Source organism: Paenibacillus camerounensis, assembly GCF_000723885.1.
GTDB lineage: Bacteria > Bacillota > Bacilli > Paenibacillales > Paenibacillaceae > Paenibacillus_AQ > Paenibacillus_AQ camerounensis.
In genome coordinates this window covers 46,697-68,422 of sequence record NZ_CCDG010000016.1, presented here as the reverse complement: position 1 = coordinate 68,422, position 21,726 = coordinate 46,697, and the positions used below count along the sequence as shown (strand labels likewise).

General features: G+C 53.0%; 14 protein-coding genes. 4 read left to right on the top strand and 10 right to left on the bottom strand.

What is annotated here, in order from left to right:
- Positions 1–14 precede the first annotated feature (14 nt).
- On the bottom strand, positions 15–1,448 hold the full coding sequence (cls, locus tag BN3772_RS06565; protein WP_042197970.1) for a cardiolipin synthase: 1,434 nt from the start codon (positions 1,446–1,448) through the stop codon (positions 15–17).
- Between the two features lie 244 nt (positions 1,449–1,692).
- Here cls and BN3772_RS06560 point away from each other — a divergent pair, with 244 nt between their 5' ends.
- Positions 1,693–2,883, top strand: a complete 1,191-nt coding sequence (locus tag BN3772_RS06560) for a M23 family metallopeptidase (protein ID WP_042197968.1) — start codon at positions 1,693–1,695, stop codon at positions 2,881–2,883.
- Positions 2,884–2,906: 23 nt separating this feature from the next.
- Positions 2,907–3,365 carry a bactofilin family protein gene (locus BN3772_RS06555; protein WP_042197966.1) on the top strand — a complete coding sequence of 153 codons (459 nt, stop codon included), beginning with the start codon at positions 2,907–2,909 and terminating at the stop codon, positions 3,363–3,365.
- A gap of 46 nt (positions 3,366–3,411) precedes the next feature.
- On the opposite strand, the gene BN3772_RS06550 is transcribed toward BN3772_RS06555, so the two are convergent.
- The 5 genes from BN3772_RS06550 to BN3772_RS06530 all read right to left on the bottom strand — a co-directional run bounded on the left by BN3772_RS06550 (position 3,412) and on the right by BN3772_RS06530 (position 13,929).
- On the bottom strand, positions 3,412–4,194 hold the full coding sequence (locus BN3772_RS06550) for an ABC transporter permease (protein WP_042197964.1): 783 nt from the start codon (positions 4,192–4,194) through the stop codon (positions 3,412–3,414).
- A complete protein-coding gene (locus BN3772_RS06545; protein WP_042197962.1) occupies positions 4,187–5,116 on the bottom strand; it encodes an ABC transporter ATP-binding protein in 930 nt (309 codons plus the stop codon). The genes BN3772_RS06550 and BN3772_RS06545 overlap by 8 nt, the downstream gene beginning before the upstream one ends.
- A gap of 744 nt (positions 5,117–5,860) precedes the next feature.
- On the bottom strand, positions 5,861–10,456 hold the full coding sequence (gene gltB, locus BN3772_RS06540) for a glutamate synthase large subunit (protein ID WP_042198060.1): 4,596 nt from the start codon (positions 10,454–10,456) through the stop codon (positions 5,861–5,863).
- A 376-nt stretch (positions 10,457–10,832) separates the two neighbouring features.
- Positions 10,833–13,187: a YhgE/Pip domain-containing protein gene (locus BN3772_RS06535; RefSeq protein ID WP_042197960.1), complete on the bottom strand. Its 2,355-nt coding sequence runs from the start codon at positions 13,185–13,187 to the stop codon at positions 10,833–10,835.
- A 160-nt stretch (positions 13,188–13,347) separates the two neighbouring features.
- Positions 13,348–13,929: a TetR/AcrR family transcriptional regulator gene (locus BN3772_RS06530; RefSeq protein ID WP_086074440.1), complete on the bottom strand. Its 582-nt coding sequence runs from the start codon at positions 13,927–13,929 to the stop codon at positions 13,348–13,350.
- A 304-nt stretch (positions 13,930–14,233) separates the two neighbouring features.
- On the opposite strand from BN3772_RS06530, the gene BN3772_RS06525 reads away from it, so the two are divergent.
- Positions 14,234–15,421 (top strand): UDP-N-acetylglucosamine--LPS N-acetylglucosamine transferase, encoded by a 1,188-nt coding sequence (locus BN3772_RS06525; protein ID WP_042197958.1) that lies wholly within the window; start codon positions 14,234–14,236, stop codon positions 15,419–15,421.
- A 72-nt stretch (positions 15,422–15,493) separates the two neighbouring features.
- Here BN3772_RS06525 and BN3772_RS06520 read toward each other — a convergent pair whose 3' ends face one another.
- Both BN3772_RS06520 and thpR read right to left on the bottom strand, forming a co-directional pair.
- Positions 15,494–16,387: a cell wall hydrolase gene (locus BN3772_RS06520; RefSeq protein ID WP_042197956.1), complete on the bottom strand. Its 894-nt coding sequence runs from the start codon at positions 16,385–16,387 to the stop codon at positions 15,494–15,496.
- Positions 16,388–16,470: 83 nt separating this feature from the next.
- The gene (gene thpR, locus BN3772_RS06515) at positions 16,471–17,076 is read right to left on the bottom strand and encodes an RNA 2',3'-cyclic phosphodiesterase (RefSeq protein ID WP_157643552.1); all 606 of its coding nucleotides are present in this window, start codon (positions 17,074–17,076) and stop codon (positions 16,471–16,473) included.
- A gap of 88 nt (positions 17,077–17,164) precedes the next feature.
- Here thpR and BN3772_RS06510 point away from each other — a divergent pair, with 88 nt between their 5' ends.
- On the top strand, positions 17,165–18,124 hold the full coding sequence (locus BN3772_RS06510; protein WP_341872565.1) for a D-2-hydroxyacid dehydrogenase: 960 nt from the start codon (positions 17,165–17,167) through the stop codon (positions 18,122–18,124).
- A gap of 98 nt (positions 18,125–18,222) precedes the next feature.
- Here BN3772_RS06510 and BN3772_RS06505 read toward each other — a convergent pair whose 3' ends face one another.
- Positions 18,223–19,998, bottom strand: coding sequence for a methyl-accepting chemotaxis protein (locus BN3772_RS06505; protein ID WP_042197953.1), 1,776 nt, complete (start codon positions 19,996–19,998; stop codon positions 18,223–18,225).
- A gap of 217 nt (positions 19,999–20,215) precedes the next feature.
- Positions 20,216–21,625, bottom strand: a complete 1,410-nt coding sequence (locus tag BN3772_RS06500; RefSeq protein WP_042197951.1) for a deoxyguanosinetriphosphate triphosphohydrolase family protein — start codon at positions 21,623–21,625, stop codon at positions 20,216–20,218.
- Between the last annotated feature and the right edge of the window lie 101 nt (positions 21,626–21,726).

The window sequence follows — 21,726 nt, the reverse complement described above, 5'->3', positions numbered from 1 at the left end:
AGTCCTATTTTTGGTCATAATAGCGGAGATAACAGCTGACAAAGACCTTGAATCAACTTGACATTCCTTCCGCGCCTCATGAACTTGTCGGGATCAATAAACTCGCTGTGCTTCAGATCCTTTTCAAAGGCGTCCGCCAGCCCGGCAACCGTCCCAGGAGCCAGCAGCACCGCCGACAGCTCGAAATTGGAATAGAAGCTGCGCATATCCAGATTGGCACTTCCTGCCGCCGCCAGCAGATCATCAATAATCATCACCTTGGCATGCATAAAGCCCGCAGTATAGCGGTAAAACTTCACTCCGGCATCCTGCAGATTCTCCAGATAGGACAGTGACGCCGCATAGACGAGCTTATTATCCGGTTTGCCCGGGATAATAATACGGACATCCACCCCGCCCAGCACCGCATTCTTAAGCGCCCGGCAGATGGCAGGATCGGGAATAAAATACGGCGAGGTAATCCATATGCGCCTCCTGGCGGCACAAAGCGAACCAAAAAACATGCCCTGGGAGGCATCAATCGCCCCGTCGGGCCCGCTTGCCACAATCAGCGCCGCTTCCTCACCTGTACAGTGATGCTCCGGAAAAAAACGCGGATGGCTAAGCAGTTCCCCTGCCGCCAGCTTCCAGTCCTTCAGAAAAACATCCTGCAGGTCATATACCGCATCCCCTTCCAGCTGCAGATGCGTGTCACGCCAGTAGCCCATTTTGGGATCTTTGCCTAAGTAATCGTCCCCTACATTCATCCCGCCTGTAAAGCCGACCAGACCATCGACTACTATAATTTTGCGGTGATTCCGGTAATTGAACCGGCGCTCAAGCAGCGAGATCAGCGGAGGCAAAAAGAAATGCATCTCCACACCTGCATGTTTCAGCGTGCGGATGAACCGCTTGCCCAGACTGTGGCTGCCCAGACCGTCGCACAAAAGGCGGACCTTCACCCCCTGACGCGCTTTGCGGGTCAGCACATCCTGAAACTGCTCGCCGATCTCATCATCGCGGAAAATATAAAATTCCAGATGGATATGCTCGCGCGCGGCCTCCATCGCCTCCAGCATGGCATCGTAGGCAACACCGGCATTCGGCAGCACCCGGCAATGATTCCGGCCTGTAATCTTCATACCGGATAATCCGGAAAGCATGCGGATCAGCTCCTCACGTCCGGCAAAGGCGGGATTACCGCACTCCTCCGGCTTTCTGACCATCCGGATTTTGCCGCTGACATGGGCACGGATTTCCCTTCGTTTTGCCGGTGTGCAGCGCCTGCTTATTCTGCGGCTCTGCCAGTAATCCCTTCCGAGAAAATAATAGAGTGCAAGGCCGGCCGGCGGACAGCAAAAGCTCAGGAACAGCCAGGCCAGCGCCCTTTGCGGGCGGCGGTATTCCAGCAGCAGGATTGCCGCAGTCTGCAGCACAAAAAGCCCCAGCAAAGTCACTATAATTATCAACCCCTCACCTCCCCTAAGTCCCGGCAGACAAATTCCGCCAGCTGCCTTTTCTTATCCGGACAATTCTTATCTAGTACAGGTTTTGCCGTAACTCTCCCACTTTATTCAAGCAAACCGTTGTCATGTTCATCCAGCAGCCGGAATACATAGAGTAATAGGACAAATCGGATGAGCCTGCTGATTATTACTGAAAAGCAACATTCTAGCCGTACAAGGCGGCGCCCAGCCGCAGAAAGGAGAAGCTATGAAAACCCAGCATAAGGATAACCGGATTACCCTGCTTGTTGTCCGTGAAGCCGGCCGGCCGGTCAGACAGGTCCACCTGTCCAAGCCGCTCGCTCTGGTCCTCCCGGCTGCTGCTGCCCTCTCTATTTCCAGTCTGGTCACCTCGATGCATTTTCATGCCTCACGCTCCATAGCGGAGCTGGAGGCCGAAGCCGCCTCCTTGTCACTGGCCAATCTCCGTATGGAGATGAAGGTCGCCGACAAGGACCAGACGCTGCTGCAGCTCCGCAGCAAGGTGACTGAACTGTCTGAGGAAGCCGCCACCATCAAAGACAAGCTGAAAAGCGTCAGCGAGCTTGAAGCACAGCTGCAATCCCTGATTGAAACAGAGCAGGACGGCGGGGCAGACCCGGAGGCAGACAGAGACTCCGCTTCCATCTCAGGAGATGCTGTTTCAGGAAACCGCCTTACCGCCTACTCTGCAGCTCCAGCCGCTAACTACAAAGCCAATGCCGCAGGAGGAGCGCAATCCGGCACCGCTCTCTCCTCCCTGCCTGCTGTAAGCTTCCGCCTCGGGGCCGTCGCTTCAGCAATCAGGAGCACTGTAACTCCCCAGGTCGGCGGAGAATATATCGCTGTCTATCAGGAGGACCCCCTGGGACTTGTCCAGGAGGCAAGGGATGATTACGAGGAGATCCGCAGTCTGCTTGATGAGCTGCTCACCAGCCTGTCCGCCACCATTACTGAGGCGAGGGAGGTGCAGAGCGCGGAAGCCAGGCTCCAGGCTAAAGAGGAGCTTGCCGAACAAGCCAGACTGGCACCGGCCGTCATCTGGCCTACCCAATCCAAAATAATCACCTCAAGCTTCGGCTACCGCTCCGATCCGTTCAAAGGGGTCTCCGCCTATCACTCCGGAATTGATATTGCCGGCAGCATCGGGGACCCGGTCTATGCGGCGATGGACGGTGAGGTTACGGCCTCCGACCAGATGGGTGCAAGAGGCAAATATATCATCATTAAGCATGCAAACGGCCTGGAAACCTGGTATATGCACCTGAACAGCATGGACGTCTCCGAGGGAGATTATATCAGCAAGGGCCAGCAGATCGGCACACTCGGCAATACCGGGCGCAGCACCGGGCCGCATCTTCACTTTCAGGTTCTGAAGCAGAATAAAGCAGTCAATCCTTTGGGTTACGTTGAGCCTTAACAGAATGTACGGGAGGGATAAACATGTGGACCAGACGAAAACAGGGGGCACTATCCAGATCAACGGATTCGCTGATCGGCCACGGCGGCAATCTGGAGGGTAAGGTGCAGTGTGATACAAATCTGCGGATTGAAGGGAATTTCAGCGGGGAGATCCATTGCGAGGGAACAGTAACCGTCGGTGAACTGGGTACCGTGCGTTCCTCCATTAAAGCAAAAGAGATCATTATTGCAGGAAAAGTGTACGGGGATGTCACTGCCGACCAGCGGCTCACTATGACCGAAACCGGGCAGCTTCACGGCAATATACTGGCAGGCACACTGAGCATTATGGAAGGCAGCGTGCTGAACGGCTCAGTAGCGACCGCCGAGCCGCCTGCACCTCTGCTCTCAGAGGCTCACACTTCTGCTGAGAATGCCGGAACTATGGACAAAGCGGCCAAGCGTGCAGCCAAGCAGCAGGCTAAACGTGAAGCAGGCTGAGCGGGCATACCCGCTTAGCCTGCTTTTTTTGCATGAGGTATTCTTTTTACGCAGCAACATCCCTTTTACTGAAAACAAGCCAGGATACAGCCAGAAACAGCACGTAGTAGGCAGCCAGTACCGCAGCTGAGAAATATAGGCTGACCCCGCCCGGACCGGTATCACTGAGAAGGTATACTCGCAGATCCATGTGGGTAAAAATCAGATATTGTGCCCACTCAAAGCGTTCAGGACTAAAAATCTGCACAAAAATATTTTTGGTAAACATAATAAACAGCGACAGTCCGATTGCGAGCCCGCTCGCCCGGAAGACACTGGAGACCATAAAGGCAAGTGCTGCTGTCAGGAACAGCTCAATGTAGCGGCAGAACAAATCCATAAACGAATAGGCCGCCGGGCTCCAGGACATCAGATTGGTTACATCCGAGGTATCTTGTCCGGAGAAAATCAGCGATGACGCATAACCGAAAGCAATCAGCACAGCCGTGCTGAGCAGGCTGAACAGAATCATCGAAATATATTTTGACAGCAGAATTTTGGAGCGGCTCCACGGGCGGATCAGCAGCAGCTTGATGGTTCCCCAGGAGAATTCCCCGGCCACCGCATCGGAAGCAATTACCACCGTAAAGATAGTATTTAAAAAGAAGGAAATAGTAACCGTCAGCTGAAAATTATCCCACACGCCAACCGGATTAGAACTGCTCGTAAAATAAATCAGCGCCGGGAACAGCGCACTCATGAGCCCCAAGATAGCCAGCATAACCCATGTGCGGACCCGGCTGTAAATCTTGATGTTCTCATTATGTATGAGAGCTGCAAATTCACCCAATGCCTTCACCTCCGGTAATTTCCAGGAATTGATCCTCGAGCGACCGTGACAGCGCCCTGATGCTGTATACCTTGAAGCCGGCTGCTACAAGTGCTGCATTCAATTCAGCGATCTCCTCACGCCCGGCCTCTACGGTAACCCCCCCGTTCTTTATCACACCTTGTCCAAGCAAAGTCAGCGCACCTTCAGGATCATTAACTTCAAACAGCGTTTCTGTGACAGGCAGCACAGCATCCCCAACAGCCTTGAGCTGCTTAACATCAATCAGCCGGCCATTCTGGATGATCGCCACACTGTCGCACATCAGCTCCATTTCCGAGAGCAGATGACTGGAGACAAAGACGGTTGTTCCCTCCGTCTGGCATAACCGCCGCAGATAATCACGCAGCTCGCGGATACCCTGCGGATCAAGGCCGTTCGTAGGCTCGTCCAGAATCAGCAGCTTCGGGCGGTGCAGCAGGGCCTGGGCCACACCCAGCCGCTGGCGCATGCCCAGTGAGTAGGTTTTTACTTTGTCATTAATTCGCTGGCCGAGTCCGACCAGCTCCACAACCTCATCAATCCGCTGCTTCGTAACGCCGGGGACCATCCGTGCATACTGGCGGAGATTCTGATAGCCGCTCAGGAACTTATACATTTCCGGATTCTCTACGATCGCACCGATATTGGCGACAGCCTCCTCGAAATGATCCTTAATGCTGCGTCCGCAGATCAGAATATCCCCTTGGCTGATGGAGATCAGGCCGACCATCATGCGGATCGTGGTTGTTTTACCGGCGCCGTTAGGACCGAGGAATCCAAATATCTGTCCGGGCGGAATGTCGAGCGTCAGATCGCTGACCAGCGTTTTGGAGCCGATTTTTTTGCTCACGCCCATCAGGCTGGCAACCGGCTTATTCGCTGATTCTGCTGTAACTGGCATACCTTCACTTCCTTTCTTTTGTTATAAAATGAACATGTCCTAATAATTTTTATAATGCGTAGGCCGTAACTGCGGGGAATGTTTGGACTTCCAGCCGTTGCCCTTCTGCAGATTTCTTGATATATACCGCTCTCGCGGTGGAAATCCGCAGACTGCCTATGCTTCCGTAGCGAGCTTTTCTGCGAAAAGCTTTCAGGCGGTCGCTACCGCTCCTACAGTTCCAAAATTCCCCTCCATTACTTTCGCATTATTGATATTCTTAGCATTTCATTTTATATATTTTTCATATTACCACATCCTGGCTTTTTCCTGAAAACAAGGGTAAAAGGAAGATCTAACCAACTATTAGACGGTTTAATAGGAAGGTATCACTGCATCAATAGGAAATTTTAAGAAGAACCTCCTTTAATAACTTAACATCAAGCTCTGGTTTAACTGCCTCACTCCAAAACTTTTAGTCGGGTAATGTTCTGCCTAAGTAATGGATCCTTCCCTCTATTACCGCTCTCCCTGCTTACTTTGGGGATGTTTAATGGGATTTTTCCCGTTGTTCGTTCACTCCTGCATTTTGGGCTGGGCAGACAGGTCTGCTTTAATTTGGTTAATCCATTACCAAATGTTTATCAGGGAGGAGGGATAGCATCATCTATACCGGTATATAAAAGGGCTGTATCCTCCTCTAAGCGGAAGAATACAGCCCCTTACTCTTTATTACACCAAGCTGCTTAGCACAGCAGGTTAAGTTTAGCCTCCAACACGCGCAAGCTCACGCATATTGGCTTCAAAAGCAGCCATCAGGGCAGCCTCGCCGGTCAGGCCGGTCTGCTCCACCTTACGGATCTGCTCCAGCATCCGTTTGTAATCCTTCGGAATGACACGGGCGAACTTCGGCAGTGAAGCTTCCCAGTTCTCTAGAATCCGGCCAGCCGCCGCACTGCCTGTAAGCTCGGCATGACGCGAGATCAGCTTGTGCAGCTCCGCTGCTTCCTCAGCCTCCTCAACACGCTCCAGCAGGACCATTTCCAGGTTACAGCGTTTGATGAAGCTGTTCTCCGGATCATAGACATAAGCGATACCGCCGGACATCCCTGCCGCAAAGTTGCGGCCTGTTGCACCTAGCACCGCTACGCGGCCGCCGGTCATATATTCACAGCCGTGGTCGCCCACGCCTTCAACCACTACGTTCGCGCCGGAGTTGCGGACAGCGAACCGTTCACCGGCAATACCGCTAATATAAGCTTCACCGCCGGTAGCGCCGTAGAGTGCCGTGTTTCCGATAATGATGTTATCTTCTGCAGCAAAGGTAGCTTTAGGAGACGGCTTGATAATCAGCTTGCCACCAGATAGACCTTTACCCACATAGTCATTCGAGTCGCCTTCGACCGTAATTGTAATCCCCTTAGGAACGAAAGCACCAAGACTCTGTCCGGCAGAGCCGGTGAAGTTCAGGCGGATCGTATCATCCGGCAGACCCGCAGCCCCGTACTTACGGGTCAGCTCACTGCCCAGAATTGTACCCACTGCACGGTTGACGTTGGTGATCGGCAGAGATACCTCTACAGCCTGCCCGGATTCCAGCGCCGGAGCAGCCAGATCAAGCAGCTGTGATACGTCAATCGTTTCTTCCAGACCGTGGTTCTGGAACTTGCTGCGGAAGCGCGTGCTTCCCTCCGGAAGCTCCGGTGTGTGCAGCAGGCTGCTCAGATCAACGCCTTTCTTCTTCCAGTGGTCAGAAGCATGAACCGCATCAAGGCAATCCGTGCGTCCGACCATCTCTTCGATAGTGCGGAAGCCAAGCTCTGCCATAATCTCACGCAGATCCTGTGCTACGAAGGTCATGAAGTTAACAACATGCTGCGGATCGCCCGTAAAGTTCTTGCGCAGATCCGGGTTCTGGGTAGCAACGCCGACCGGACAGGTATCCATCTGGCAGACGCGCATCATGATACAGCCTACCGCTACAAGCGGTGCTGTTGCGAATCCGTATTCCTCTGCTCCCAGCAGCACCGCTACCGCAAGGTCGCGTCCGCTAAGCATTTTACCGTCGGTTTCCAGCACAACGCGGTCGCGCAGATTGTTCAGCATAAGCGTCTGATGCGTCTCAGCGAGTCCAAGCTCCCAAGGCAGACCGGCATGGCGGATCGAGTTCATCGGTGAAGCACCGGTACCGCCGTCATAGCCGCTGATCAGGATAATGTCGGCACGGCCTTTCGCCACGCCTGCGGCAATCGTTCCGACACCAACCTCAGACACGAGCTTCACGTTGATGCTGGCCCGCGGATTGGCGTTCTTCAGATCATAGATCAGCTCAGCCAGATCCTCGATGGAATAAATATCGTGATGCGGAGGCGGCGAGATGAGACCTACACCTGCTGTGGAGCCGCGCACTTCCGCTACCCAAGGATATACCTTACGGCCCGGAAGCTGCCCGCCTTCACCCGGCTTCGCTCCCTGTGCCATCTTAATCTGAATCTCATCAGCGTTCACCAGATAATTCGAGGTTACCCCGAAGCGTCCCGATGCCACCTGTTTGATTGCACTGCGGCGGGAATCGCCGTTAGCGTCAGGAATGAAGCGGGCAGGGTCTTCCCCGCCCTCACCGGTGTTGCTCTTGCCGCCGATGCGGTTCATTGCAATAGCCAGTGTCTCGTGGGCTTCCTTACTGATGGAACCAAACGACATGGCTCCTGTCTTAAAGCGTTTCATAATCGATTCCGCCGGCTCTACTTCATCCAATGGAACCGGCTGGTTGTTGGACTTGAATTCCAGCATGGAGCGGATCGTCTGATGTTTCTTGGTCTCACCCTGAACAAGGGCCGCATATTTCTTGTACAGTGCATAGTCACCGCTGCGTACGGAATGCTGCAGCAGGTGAATCGTCTGCGGGTTGAACAGGTGATCCTCCCCGTCACTGCGCCATTGATAGTCGCCGCCGGAATCCAGCACCTTGTCGTTGCCGTCCTTCTCGGTGAAGGCACGGTTATGGTGAGACAGTGCTTCAGCCGCCACTTCTTCCAGGCCGATACCGCCGATACGGGAAGGTGTCCAGGTAAAGTACCGATCCACAAACTCTGTGCTCAGGCCGACCGCTTCAAAAATCTGTGCTCCGCGGTATGACTGGATGGTGGAGATCCCCATTTTGGATAGTACTTTAACTACGCTCTTCGTCGCAGCCTTAATGTAATTCTTCACAGCCTTCTCATGCGAGATACCGCGCAGCAGCCCTTGGCCGATCATATCGTCCAGGCTTTCAAACGCAAGATAAGGGTTGACTGCACTGACGCCGTAGCCGAGCAGCAGCGCGTAGTGGTGCACTTCACGCGGTTCGCCGGACTCCAGCAGGATGCTGACCTTGGTGCGTGATCCGGAGCGGATCAGATGGTGATGCAGGCTGGAAACAGCCAGCAGCGCCGGAATGGCCGCATTCTCACGGTCTACGCCGCGGTCAGACAGAATAAGAATATTGTGGCCTTTCGCCATTACACGGTCAGCCGCTTCGTTCATGCGCTCAAGCGCGATTCGCATGCCTTCTGCTCCAAGCTCAGCCGGGAACAGGATCGGAATGGACATCGACTTGAATCCGGCACGGCGGACGTGGCGGATCTTCGCGAAATCCTCATTGGAGAGAATTGGCGAGTCCAGGGAAATCTGGCGGCAGCTCTCAGGCTCAGGCTTCAAGAGGTTGCGTTCTGGACCGATTGTAGTCGCTGTGGAGGTAACCAGTTCTTCACGGATCGCATCGATCGGAGGATTGGTTACCTGCGCGAACATTTGTTTAAAGTAATTGTAGAGTCGCTGCGGACGGTCCGAGAGCACAGCCAGCGGCGCGTCATAGCCCATGGAGCCGATAGCTTCGGCACCGGTGGAGGCCATTGGCTCCAGCACCTTGCGCAGATCCTCAAAGGTATAGCCGAACGATTGCTGCAGCTGCTGTACATTGTCATGCTTCGGATTAGGCAGCTCAGGCGCTTCGGGAAGCTGATCAAGGCCGATCAGATGCTCTTCGAGCCACTCACGGTACGGCTGCTCGGAAGCAATGGAAGCCTTGACTTCCTCGTCGGAGATAATCCGTCCCTGCTTCGTGTCCACCAGCAGCATGCGGCCCGGTCTCAGCCGGTCCTTGTATAATACATCCTCTGCCGGAATATCAAGTACTCCCGCTTCAGAGGATAAGATAATCATATCGTCTTTAGTTACATAATATCGTGCCGGACGCAGACCGTTGCGGTCGAGCATTGCACCGATTTGTACGCCGTCGGTAAAGCCCATTGCCGCCGGCCCGTCCCACGGCTCCATCAGCGTGCTGTGATATTCGTAGAATGCCTTCTTCTCGTCGCTCATAGTCTCATGATTGCTCCAAGGCTCTGGCACCATCATCATGGCTACATGCGGCAGCGAGCGTCCGCTGAGATACAGGAATTCAAAGGTATTGTCGAACATTGCCGTATCCGAACCATCCGGATTCACGATCGGTTTGATCTTGCCCATGGATTCCCCGAATAATTCACTCTTGAACAAAGACTGGCGGGCATGCATCCAGTTCACGTTACCGCGCAGCGTATTAATCTCACCATTGTGGATCATGAAGCGGTACGGGTGGGCGCGTTCCCAGCTCGGGAATGTGTTCGTGCTGAAACGGGAGTGAACCAGGGCAATAGCCGACTCCAGCTCTTCATTCTGCAGATCCAGGTAGAACTGTCCTACCTGCTCGGTTGTCAGCATGCCTTTGTATACGATCTTGCGGCAGGACATGCTTGGCATATAAAAGGATTCAGCCTCTTCAACGCCGCCATAACGGATAGCGAGCTCTGCACGCTTACGGATTACAAACAGCTTGCGTTCAAAGGCCAGCTCATCAGCAAAGCCTTCCGAACGGCCGATAAACACCTGGCGTACATAAGGCTTGGCAGCCTTAGCGGTTTTACCCAGCATTTCATCGAAAGTAGGCACATCACGGTAGCCAAGCACCGTCTGTCCTTCTTCCGCAATAATCTCGCTGAGCAGAGCTTCATGACGGGCGCGGATCTCCTCGTTATGAGACAAAAAGATCATACCCACGCCATAATGGCCCTGTTCCGGCAGCTCAAAGCCAAGTCTGCTGGCTTCACCTGTAAAGAAACGGTGCGGAATTTGCAGCATAATGCCGGCTCCGTCACCGGAGTTCGGCTCGCTTCCCTGGCCGCCGCGATGCTCCATATTAAAGAGCATGGTCAAAGCGTTGCTTACGATATCATGGGAAGGCTTACCTTTAATATGGGCGACAAAGCCCATGCCGCATGCATCTTTTTCGAACTGGGGATCATAAAGACCTTGTTTGTTGGGCAGTTCAGTGTGTCTCATCATACGCAACCTTTCTATTCTAAAGTTGTACCTTAATATCCAGGAAAATATTTCAGAGTAACGCCTAATATTTATTCAATCCAGATTGGTTATATAAGTTTATCATCGACCTGACATGAGTGCAATTTAAAGTTTTTTATGAGTTTGATTAACAATTGTTTTTACGGTACAGCTTTACTGAGTGAAAGTGTAAAAAAACTTAATAATGAATAAATATGCATTAATTATGAATAAGTCCTTATTCAGTGAAAACGCTTCAACACAGTTTCATTTTCACTAAATACCCTTTTTTATGGACTTTTCTGCATATGAAAACAGAAAGGACGCCCCTGTAGGAGCGTCCTTCCGTACCTTTGGACAATTTCCGGTAAAATCGTTATACAGTCAACGCTTGTTCACCTTTTACAGTAATTTCATTCTCCTGTCCGCGGGTCATGAAGTAAGTAAAGGTAAGCGCCAGGAATACTAATCCATAAATGGCCAGCACACCCGCATCACTCCACATCACATTGTAATTACCGGTTGAAATGGCTGCCTTGAAGCCGCGGACACTATAGGTCATCGGAAGCAGCGGGTTAAAGAACTTCATCCAGCCTGGGATCAGCTCCAGCGGGAAGGTACCTGCGCTGGTGGTCAGCTGGAAGATCAGAATTACAATAGCTACGAAACGTCCAGGCTGATCCAGCCAGGTTACAATCGCCTGAATCATCCACATGAACGAGATGCTTGTAATGAAGGTAAAGGCGTAGAACAAGGCTACGTTCTGTACCTCAAGACCAAGGCCGTACAACACAATCATTGCCGCCATCAGCGACTGGAGCACGCTCATCATGGTAAAGGTCAATGTCCGGCTGATGAACCGGTTGAACCGGCTTGCACCGATGACCTCGGAGCTGCTCATCGGAATAACCAGCGTGCAGATCAGCGCACCTACGAATAATCCGAGTGACAGGAAGTATGGGGCAAATCCTGTGCCGTAGTTCGGCACTGCACTGACCTTCACTTCTTCAATCTGTACGGGCTGTGCGAACATGGACACCAGCGCATCCGACTTGTTCACAGTGCTGGTCTGCTCTGCTGCATCTCCCAGCTTCGAGGCGAGCTCGCCGGAGCCTGCCTTCAGCTCATCAAGGCCGTCCTTGAGCTGGCCTGCGCCGTCACTGAGCTGCTTCGATCCGTCCAGAGCCGAACTCAGGCCGCTGCTCAGCTGGCCTGTGCCTGCCAGCAGCTTGGCTGTGCCCGCCTCCAGCGCCTTACCGCCGTCAGCGAGCTTCGCGCCGCCTGCGGCCGCTTCGTCCAGCTTCGCGCCGAACTGCTGCATCCCGGCGGACAGCGTGCCGCCGCCGGCCGTCAGCTTCGCTGCACCGGCCAGGAGCTGCTGCTGCCCGGCCAGCAGCTGCGTGCTGCCTGCATTCAGCTGCTGCGCACCTTCATGCAGCTGGCTAACCCCGGCATCCAGCTGCTGCGTTCCCGCCTGCAGCTGGGCTGCCCCCTGCACCAGCTGCTCCTGGCCGCTGTGCAGCGAGACCGCGCCAGCCAGCAGCTGCTGCTGGCTCTGATCCAGCTGCGCTGTGCCTTCGGCTACAGCGGTGCTTGCCGCCAGCAGCTTCTGCACGTCTGCGCTTGCCGCAAGCTGCGGATTCGCCTTAGCCAGCTGCTGCAGGCCGTCAGCCACCGCTTGGGCTGCAGTGCTGACCTTCGCACTGCCTTCCTTGGAAGCCTGCAGTCCGGCTTCCAGCTTGGCGCTGCCTTCAGCGGAGGAGGTCAGTCCCGCCGCCAGCTTACTGCTGCCGTCCACTACGGACTGTGTACCGGCCTGCAGCTTGGTTGTTCCGTCTACTGCCGACTGTGTACCGGTCTGCAGTGCTTTGGCTCCGGCTTCGGCCTGTTTCAGGCCGGTGCTAAGCTGCTTGCTGCCGTCTGCTGTCTGCGCCACACCGTCCTGGAGCTGCTTATGTGCAGCCGACAGCTGCTGGAGCCCGCCGGCCAGAGTACTGCTGCCGCTCTCCAGTGCTGCTGCACCAGTGTTCAGCGCAGTTACACCTTCGGTCAGCGGAGCTACCCCGTCAACCAGCTTGCCGGTACCTTCAGCCAGCACAAGCAGATTATCCTTCAGCTTCAGCGCACCGTCATCCAGCTTGGCAGCGCCGTCGGCAATCTGGGTTGCCCCGTCTCCGGCATCGCCGAGCCCGCTGGCGATATCCGTTATTTTATCAAACACGGAAGACGTATAAGCCTCGGTAATTTTGGCCGACACCTTTGTTTTGATATCTTTAACCGCAGTTCCGCCGATCTGGCCGGCCAGGAAGTTGTACCCTTCATTCGGTTCATAAATAATCTTGGCCGGCTGAGGATCTGCATCCAGCAGAGTCGTTGCATTTGCAGAGAAATCCTCCGGTACAATAATCGCCATGTAGTAAGTATCATCGTCCAGTCCGGCTTCTGCCTCTGCACGGGTTACAAAATTCCAGTTGAACCCGTCGGTCTTCTTAAGCTCCTCCACCAGATCACTGCCGGCGGTAAGCTTAGCGCCCTCGTAATCAGCGCCTTTGTCTTCATTAACAACAGCGACAGGCAGCTCGGTCATTTTACCGTACGGGTCCCAGAATGCCTTAAGGAACAATCCGCTGTACATCACGGGAATGAACAGGACGACGAACATGGGGATCAGCACCTTGGGATTTTTAAGCGCAGCGCCCAGGTCCTTGATAAAGACGGATAAAGATTTCATTCTGGTTCTCTCCTTATAATCATATGCTCTTTGTATAAAAGCTATAAATCTCTCTATGGCAAAACCGGTTAACAAGTTTGCTAGTATACTGAAAATTGCAGTAACACCAAGTGACCATTTTCCCCATTCGGTCATTTATGAGCAAAAAAAATGGAGCACCTTAAGGTGCCTGCGCCACGCCGTCAGACAAAAACAGATGAAAATATTCCTTGATCTGCTCCTTGCTTAAAGGCACATGCACCTTGTTCAGCTCAGCGGTCAGCACGATGTACAGCCTGAACATTACAATAGATACAATCTGGGGGTCACACGGCTTAATCTCCCCCTGCTGTATAGCCTGCTCCACCTCCCGTTCCAGATATTCCAGCACAACGTTCTCCAGCTTGTCGAGCCCGTCACCGGCCTGCGGCGTTCCGAAATCGCGACTTTCCTGGGAAAGCTTGATGAACAGCTCGTGTTCGCCCCGAAATTCAAGCAGTGCATCCAGTACCCTGTGCAGGTTATCAAAAAACGGCTTATCCCGTCTGATCTCCCGCTCGGCAATATGCTTCATCTCGGTGATGACATCACGCAGGATCTCATCAAATAACTGCTCCTTATTCGTAAAAAAGGTATATATCGTGCCTTTTCCGACATTTGCAATCTTAGCGACCTGATCCATTGTCGTTGCCTTATAGCCGAATAATGAAAAGCACTTTGTCGCGGCCTGAAGCACCAGCTGCCTTCGATCTACCACAGCCACCATCGTCCACTCCCTTTCCTGCAAAAATAATCGCTGCCACACGCTCGTGACCATATTACTATTTCGGTCATTTGGTCATTACCAACTTTATCACTTTACCTTTCACTTGGCAATACCTGAATCTCAGCTTTATTTTATTTTTTGCAGTGTTTTAACTTTCCTATAACGTCTTATTTGTATAATGTGAGAAAAGAAGCCAAAACCCTTGTATAATGTAAGAGGAACTTTACAGGGTGGTATCTCGTATTCGCTCTAAGAGGAGAACCCGCAATTCTACCTATAATGGAAAGTAGCAGGTGAACTTATGCGAAAGAAAAGAGTACTGCTGTTTTCGGAAGGCTTCGGTACGGGCCATACAGGGGCAGCCTATGCTCTGGCCGAAGGAATCAGACTGCTTAGCCCGGACGTCCAGTGCCGTGTCATTGAGCTGGGCAAATTCCTGAATCCCACGGTTGCGCCTTGGATTCTTTCCGCTTACCGCAAGACAGTCAGCAGCCAGCCGAAGCTGGTCGGCATGATGTATAAAACCCAATATGATAAATCACTGAGCCGGCTGACCCGGGCAGCATTGCACCGGGTCTTTTATACACGTGCCAAAAAGGTAATTGAGCAGCTTAAGCCCGATCTCATTATCTGCTCCCACCCGATTCCTGCCGCCGTCATTGCAAGGCTGAAGCAGCAAGGGCTGGATGTACCGCTTTATACATTAATTACAGATTATGACGCACACGCCAGCTGGGTAAATCCTGAGGCTGACCGTTATCTGGTATCCACCTCCCGGGTCAAATCTATTCTTACCGGCCGGGGCGTTTCACCGGAGCTTGTCACGGTGACGGGCATTCCCGTACACCCCAAGTTCTGGGAGCGTTCCAATAAGACGCTGCTCCGCAAAGAGCTCGGGCTGGCGGATATCCCGACCGTTCTGATTATGGGCGGAGGCTGGGGGCTTATGTTCGGCCGGGATGTGATGGATTCCCTTACGGCAAGGATGGATGAGATTCAGCTGATCTTCTGCATGGGCAGCAACGACAAGCTGGTAGCCCGGATGCGCTCGACCCCGCTGCTGAATCATCCCAACGTCAAAATACTGGGCTACAGCAGCGAGATTAACAAGCTGATGGACGTCTCCGATCTGCTCATAACGAAACCGGGCGGAATGACCTGTACGGAAGGCCAGGCCAAAGGGATTCCGATGCTGTTCTATAGTGCAATTCCCGGGCAGGAAGAAAAGAACTGCCAGTACTTCGTAGAGCTCGGCCTTGCCGAGGAGCTTAACTCTCGGGTAGTGGACAAATGGTTCTCCCTGCTCCTGCGGGAGTACAAAGGAATTGAAGAGCAGCGCAGACGCCGGCTCGCCCTGGAGCGCCAGCAGCCGCATAACTGCGCTTCAGCCGTATTGCAGCTTCTGGGCAAGACAGCGGAAGCGACAGCCGAAATGCGGACCGCACGGGCTCAGGCCCGCACGGAAGAGGCTGTCTATGTTACGCCCTGAACGTCCAAAAACCTCCACCCTGCATAATGCAGATGTGGAGGTTTTTTTAGTTTGTCTGCAATGAAAGAGACCTTATTTATAAAAGGTATGATTGCCTATCGTCTTGGCGTAGGTACGGGAATGATGCACAGTCAGATCCTGGGCAAGCTGCAGCGACAGGAAAAAATACGTATCATCCGTAACCTCCTTCACGCCGGAAAGAGCGGCATTGACCGCTTTGATGCTGTCTTCGTTCGGTTTTACACGCTTAAGACGCCCGTTAGCTACCGGGCTGAACTGGCTTTTCTGATAAATAACCTTATATATAGTGTCGGGATAATTGGCTGACCGTAGCCGGTTCAGAACAACGTTGGCGACTGCCACCTTGCCCTGGTACGGTTCACCCTCTGCTTCTGCCATTACAATCTTCTGGAGCAGCAGCAGGTCTTCTTCGGATACGGCGTAGCTCCAGGTTGCTTCCGCTTGCTGTTCCTGGCTTAGTAGCTTTGTCCGGGAGAAGAACAATTTAAGTGGGGGATTGTGCTGAGATGCCGTGCTTACCTTCTTTACGGTCTGATTCCCCTTGGCTGCCGCCTGCTTGAGTGTTGTCTGCACTGCCGGCGGGGCCTTCATCAGAGTGGCTTTGGGCTGTTCAGGCTGCTTCACGGCCGTCTTCGCAAGCTTGAGCTTGTCGGGACCGAACCATCCTGCCTTATGCTTGTCCTGCCAGATATGGCTCAGACCAGCTGCCGATGTATAAAAAACAGGGGTGCTTGTGACAATCCTGCTTGTCCTCTCTGCGGTAGGCGATTGCTGATCCGTCAGTGCTGCTGCGGCAGCATAACCGGCTCCGCCTAATGTATCCAGTTGCTGTGTATTCTGTCCTTCGGTAATTGCACCCGGGCTGAACAGGCTTATCGCTGAGAAACACACTAGAATAACGCCTACAAGCAGCGCAATACAGCGGTTTTGTTTGAAAATTTCCATTGTTTACCTCCTAATTTACGGCACATTCCTATTGTATGTAACCGAAAACGGAAGCTTTGAAAACTATCCTGCCGATTTTGAGCTTAGAAAAATGTCATTTTTCGGATCATTTCATACATAGGAATGGCATGCATTCTAGTAGCATACACCACAAAAGCATCAACCGTCCAGTCTTTTACCGAACAATTGTTCTCCCCGATGTCAGATTCACTCTGCAAAAGCTTAAGCCGTCCATCACTGAAAGCGTGCTCATCCCTGTATTTCCGGGCCAGCGTAAGATGCGGGGAATAGGTTCTTTTTTCCTCCTTATACCCTAGCGGCGAGGTTACAGACACGATCTTTTTCTGCAGCTCCCGCAGCTGCCCCAGTTCACCGGAAACCCCTGCCCACAGCACTCTGGGCGACTCTGGAACACCGAAGGTCCCCCATTCATCAAGCCTCAAACGAAACGGCTTTTGGCCGGCAGAAATTTCCTTGAGCGCGGCAAGCAGGTCAGGAATTTTTGCAGCAGGAGTGTCACCCAGAAACTGGAGGGTAATATGATAATCATCAGGATATGTCCATTTGGCAAACTTCAGCCTGGAGGACAGGGCGGCGGCTTCCTGTCCCAGCAGCCCCCCGAGCTTCTCAGGCAGCTTAACAGCAACAAACAGACGCTCGGTTCCAGGGGCGGCGGATTGATTATCCATGTGCATTTCACCTTTCGGGACAGATTTGTTATCCTTATTGTATACATGATCAGCCTTTTTTACGAAAATCGTATAACGGGAGGGAACCATCATCACTAAATCTATTATTTGTCTGCAGCCTCTTACTTTACAACAGCAGGAGACTATTCTCGCCGCCGCCCCGGGTTATACCCTTACGCTCGGAAATGCCAAAAACCCGGATCTGGATGAGCTGGCCCGCGCGGAAATCGTAATCGGCTGGGGCAAAGGCATCAGTGACACTCTGCTGAAGCCCGATTCGCCGCTGCGCTGGCTGCAGACCTGGTCTGCAGGCGTTGAGAAGCTGCCTCTTAAGCAGCTTGAGGAGCGCGGAATTATCCTTACCAATGCCAGCGGTGTCCATGCTGAACCGATCACGGCTGTCATCTTCGGATTCATGCTGATGTTCACCCGGAATCTGCACACGGCTGTCCGCAATCAGCAGGAACGCAAATGGCATTCTGACGGCAATGAAAGCGAGCTGACCGGGAAAACTGCTGTTATCGCGGGAACAGGCTCCATCGGCAGCGAAACTGCGCGGATTGCCAAAGCCTTCAAGATGAACACAGTCGGCATTAGCCGTTCCGGTAAGGCGGTGGACGGATTCGACAAGATCTATTCAACGGATCAGCTGCAGGAGGCGGCCGGAGAGGCTGATTTCCTGATTAATACACTGCCGCTTACCGGCGAGACACAGAGGCTCTTTAATGCAGCCGTGTTCAATGCCTGCCCGCAGGGCGCTTATTATATCAACATCGGACGCGGTGCGACAACTAATACGGATGACCTCATGGCTGCCCTGAACAGCGGACAGCTGGCCGGAGCCGGCCTTGATGTCTTTGACCCTGAGCCACTGCCGCAGGAGCATCCGCTCTGGGGAATGGAGCAGGTCATTATTACGCCTCACTGTGCCGGCTCGACAGACCGCTATGCCGACCGGATCGTTGAGCTCTTCACTGAGAATGTACAAGCCTACCTGAATAACGGAAAACCGGTACGGAATCTGGTGGACTACAGCCGCCAGTACTAATTCTGACTGATGCTTCTGCTATAACAAAGGGGTATTCCCGGCGGCCTTAGTTTAGCCCGGCCGGGAATACCCCTCTTGTCTGTTTACTATATCGCCGATTATACCCGGAAGCGTGTTACCGACTCCTCCAGCTCGACCAGCCGGCTGCGGAGCTCGCCTATTCCTGCCGCCACCTCGCTGGTTGCCTGCACCTGCTCGTTGGCGGAAGCCGAAGTCTCCTCCACCCCCGCTGCCGACTGCTGGGCGAGTGCCGAGATATGCTGGCTGAACTCATTCATCGTTTCACTGGCACCGGCCATTTGCCGGATATCTCCGCTCATGTTCTCTATTGTTGCAGCCATAACATCCACAGACCCGTTAATCTCAGCGAGCGCGTTTCCGGTCTCTACAATCTGCCGGCCGCCTTCCTCTGTCTTCAGGACACCTTCCCGCAGATGCTCAACCATCTGCCTGGAATCAGCCTGAATCCCCTGCGTGATACTGGTAATCTCCGATACTGTCTGCTGCACATCCTCCGATAGCTTACGCACCTCCTGAGCCACCACTGCGAAGCCGCGTCCGCTGTCTCCGGCTCTGGCAGCCTCAATGGCCGCATTAATCGCCAGCAGATGAGTCTGCTCGGAAATGCCGCGGATGGAGCCGACCAGCCGGAAGATTCCCTCATTCTTGCGGTTCAGTTCCTCTACAGTATCCATCGACTGTGACACTGCTTCGGCAATTTGCTCCATCTGGGCTACTGAGCTTTCCATCAGCGCTCTGCCGCGCTCGCCTTTGGTGCGCACCTGTCCGGAGTGCAGCATCAGCTCATTGCTTTTCCCGGCGAATTCACCGATCAGCTGATTCAGATCCTCCACCGCCTTGGAGGCTTCCACTGCGGATTCCGCCTGGCTTCCTGCCGCATTAGCCAGCTCCTCCATCGTGACTGCAATCTGGCTGCTTCCTTCTTTGGTACCCGAAACCGTGCGCACGAGCTCTTCGCCCTGCTTCGAAATGACCCCTGAGACGTGACGGATCTGGCTGACAATTGCCAGCAGCGTCCGGTTCGTCTCATTAACAGTCTTGGCAAGCCGGCCGATCTCATCCTCATTTGCAATTAACAGGTCCTCTGAGGTCAGATCTCCCTCGGCAATCCGCTGCAGATGGGCGGTTACCGCTTTAATCGGGTTGATCATGGTCTTACGGATAATCATATTAATCAGGCCGATCATTATGAGCACAATCACTACAATAATAATACTAGTGACAAATGAGGTCTTGAAGCTTTCTTCCGAATGGCGGCCTTCCTCTTTAGCATCCTCCTGGCTGTATTTCACCAGCGCCTCCAGATCAATCTGCATCGCATTAAAGGCAGCAATCCCTTTTTGCGAAACCTCAAGCGCCAGTGCCTCATTTCCGGCGTCGCTAAGCTTAATTGCCTGATTATTTATCGTCATGTATTCTTCCCATTTGCTGTTGAGTGCAGACAGCCGTTCCAAGCCCTTGTCACCGTCAAGCGATTCCTCATACTGCTTCATTGTTCCGGCAACCTTGCCGACGAATTCATTCCTTTGTTCTTCCAGCTTGGCCTTCTCTTCACTGTCAGTATTGAGAATATGCTGCATGCTGAGTGCCATAATATGCTCTGTGTCATAGTTGATGCCGTGCACATAGTTAAGCGAAGGTATCGCTTTTTCAACAATATTTGCTGTGTTGTTCTGCATATTGTACATCTGATAGAGGGACGTCCCCCCGATTAGCAGCACCATTACCGCCAAGGCTATGTAGCCTGAAGCAATTTTCGCCCCTACACTTTTCCTTCTGGCTTCCATAGCTCCTTTTAGTTTACCGTTTGCCTGCTGCAGTACAGATTGCATACGCTTCCGATCTTTCCCCACAATTTTGCCCCCTCTGATCTCCCATAAACACTTCCATGTAATTCCAACCGGTTACTTTCATTTTCACAACTGGGCAAAACGAGCCATTACACTCTATATTTCGGCAAGATTTAAGCTAAATTTTAGATAATGCCGTTATTTTCAAATAACACTCCGTTTGCCTGCACACCTCAAAAACCCGGGTTTCACAAGGAGCCCCGGGTCTATTATAACCGCATCAATCCAGATCGTAAATCGAGCCCACCTTCAGGCCGTACAGCTCATTATAGATTTTCTCGGCAAAAGCATCCGTCATCCCGGCAATATAATCAATTACCATATGCTCCCACGTCCAGATCGGCTTCTGCTGCCGCTGATCCTTCTCAAAGCGCTGCAGCCAGTCGCTCGGAATGATGGCCTTAGAGGTCTCAGGATCGTTGAACGCCCCCCACAGCCGGCGGAGAATCCATTCACTGCGTTTTTGCAGGCGCTGCACGCGCAGGTCACGGATCATTGTGACCCAGGCGAAGCTTTTGAGTACACTGACCGTCCGCAGCATATCCTCGTCCTCAGCCCCTTCCTTGATGAACGTAACCTTCTTCCAGTCGCCGTCTGTAATAACCCCCAGGCTGGCTACAAACGTGCTGACCCAATAAGCCTTCACCTCGCGGCGGGTGCGGGAATAGTCGTTCTCGCAGGTCGGCATCTTCTCCATCCAGACCCTGAGGAATTCACTGAGAACCGCTTCTACTTTAATATGAATCGCTTCGGGCTGCCAGCCGCTCCAGAAGGCATCCTCCAGTGTGGTAATCTTCTCCACAATCAGCTGCTGAATGTAAGAGTCATGCATGAAATGCTCATGCACTTCGATCTTGCCCGCCTTAATCCCGTCCTCCAGGTCATGTGCAGAGTAAGCAATGTCATCACACAGGTCCATCAGCTGGGCCTCCAGCGTCTTCTTGCCTTCAGGAACTCCCCATTCCCTGCGGATCTCCGAGATATAATTCCATTCGGACAGATACATCCCCTTCTTCAGCACCGTGCCGGGAAACGGATACTTGTTGATTCCCAGCAGCACGGCATCGGACAGGTTCAGCCCGTCGATATTCTCACGCTTCTCCAGGAACATAATCAGCCGGAAATTATGGGCATTGCCCTCAAAATGCTCATACTGCCGTTTCATATTCCCTTCGATCGTCTGTTTCTGCACCGGGCCGGCGCCTGATTTCAGGACTTCTTCAGCTGTCTTTTTGGCAATGAGCTGCTCCAGGATGTTATCCAGCACCTCTTCCCCTTTATGCCCGAACGGCGGATGTCCGAAATCATGGGCGATTGCCGCACATTCCACTACCTCAGGATCAATGACCAGCCCCGGGTTATCTGCCTGTCCGGTCTCTACTTCAGGATAGGAACGAAGCAGGCTTTTGGCCGCCTCCCTGGCAATCTGCGCTACCTCCAGCGAATGGGTCAGCCGGGTGCGGTAATAATCGCCGGTACCTGCGCCGAACACCTGTGATTTGCCCTGCAGCCGGCGGAAGGTCGGCGAATGAATCAGGCGCGAATAGTCACGCTCATAAGCTGCTCTTGACGTTTCCAGGCGGGTAATCTCCGGATATTGCCTGTGCTCTCTTTTCTCAATTAGTGTCATATCCGCTGCCCCTATCCATGTTCTGTATTTAGTAATTCATTATAAGTCATTTCCGGCAAAACTTTCACTTAAAAAATAGAAAATACGCTTAAAGCCCGCCG

Bases quoted from the DNA above. Each gene is read 5' to 3' on its own strand.
- BN3772_RS06535 (WP_042197960.1), bottom strand. From the start codon at position 13,187: ATGAAATCTTTATCCGTCTTTATCAAGGACCTGGGCGCTGCGCTTAAA.
- BN3772_RS06520 (WP_042197956.1), bottom strand. From the start codon at position 16,387: ATGGAAATTTTCAAACAAAACCGCTGTATTGCGCTGCTTGTAGGCGTT.
- BN3772_RS06560 (WP_042197968.1), top strand. From the start codon at position 1,693: ATGAAAACCCAGCATAAGGATAACCGGATTACCCTGCTTGTTGTCCGT.
- gltB (WP_042198060.1), bottom strand. From the start codon at position 10,456: ATGAGACACACTGAACTGCCCAACAAACAAGGTCTTTATGATCCCCAG.
- BN3772_RS06525 (WP_042197958.1), top strand. From the start codon at position 14,234: ATGCGAAAGAAAAGAGTACTGCTGTTTTCGGAAGGCTTCGGTACGGGC.
- BN3772_RS06555 (WP_042197966.1), top strand. From the start codon at position 2,907: ATGTGGACCAGACGAAAACAGGGGGCACTATCCAGATCAACGGATTCG.
- BN3772_RS06545 (WP_042197962.1), bottom strand. From the start codon at position 5,116: ATGCCAGTTACAGCAGAATCAGCGAATAAGCCGGTTGCCAGCCTGATG.
- BN3772_RS06500 (WP_042197951.1), bottom strand. From the start codon at position 21,625: ATGACACTAATTGAGAAAAGAGAGCACAGGCAATATCCGGAGATTACC.
- thpR (WP_157643552.1), bottom strand. From the start codon at position 17,076: ATGGATAATCAATCCGCCGCCCCTGGAACCGAGCGTCTGTTTGTTGCT.